We start from the raw sequence: 327 nt of genomic DNA on the forward strand, positions 1-327 counted from the left end.
TTAGGAATATCGAGTTACTCTACAACTTCTTTAACTAGGTCAAACTGGGGAATTAAATCTATAGGTGCCTCGCTTCTGTTACCTTTATAATCAGGATACATTTCTGTTCTAAATGTCTTACTTCCCATATCCCAACAGCATAATACATGACTTGGTTTATAAGTATTAACTGCAGTAAACAGGTGTTTTACAAATCCATGAACAGCATTGGTTGGAATTCCTTTACTGTTTACCATAAAATATCCACTCATTGCGGTTGCATAAAAGGCTCTGAATAGTAGGGCCATTCCATCAACCAACATTACTTTGTTTTTCTCCATTTAAAAC

1 protein-coding gene is annotated in these 327 nt (G+C 35.2%); it reads right to left on the reverse strand.

Going from position 1 to position 327, the window contains the following annotated elements:
* Nucleotides 1–14: 14 nt before the first annotated feature.
* Complete coding sequence (locus AOA60_RS01295; RefSeq protein ID WP_305887032.1) at nt 15–302, reverse strand: PIN domain-containing protein; 288 nt, start codon at nt 300–302, stop codon at nt 15–17.
* Nucleotides 303–327 lie beyond the last annotated feature (25 nt).

The sequence above is a fragment of the Pseudomonas sp. 2822-17 genome, from assembly GCF_002742485.1.
GTDB lineage: Bacteria > Pseudomonadota > Gammaproteobacteria > Pseudomonadales > Pseudomonadaceae > Aquipseudomonas > Aquipseudomonas cyclaminis.

Bases quoted from the DNA above. Each gene is read 5' to 3' on its own strand.
- AOA60_RS01295 (WP_305887032.1), bottom strand. From the start codon at position 302: ATGTTGGTTGATGGAATGGCCCTACTATTCAGAGCCTTTTATGCAACC.